Source organism: Sedimentibacter sp. B4, assembly GCF_000309315.1.
GTDB classification, from domain to species: domain Bacteria; phylum Bacillota; class Clostridia; order Tissierellales; family Sedimentibacteraceae; genus Sedimentibacter; species Sedimentibacter saalensis.
The window spans coordinates 1-225 of the sequence record NZ_CANG01000571.1 but is presented as its reverse complement, the minus strand read 5'-3'; the positions used below and the strand labels follow the sequence as shown (position 1 = coordinate 225).

Annotated in this window: 1 pseudogene; it reads right to left on the bottom strand. The window is 69.8% G+C overall.

The annotated features are described in order from the left end of the window. Window positions 1–225 (bottom strand): annotated as a pseudogene (locus BN358_RS27755) (hypothetical protein); the annotation flags it as partial.

The window sequence follows — 225 nt, the reverse complement described above, 5'->3', positions numbered from 1 at the left end:
CGATGGCGAGACCGGCGAAGAAGTGACCACCCCCACCCCCGGCCGTGGGCTGCCACGGCCGCGAGGTCGGCGCGGGAGGCGTTGACCCAGTCGGTGAACTGGGTGAAGTAGGTGTCGAGCTGGGCCTGCTCAATGTGCAACGGCCCGGTGGCCAGCCAGTTCACGAACGTCCCGAACCCGGCCAGCGCCTTGTCCCACAGCTGCGGCCACTCCCTCACGACCTGC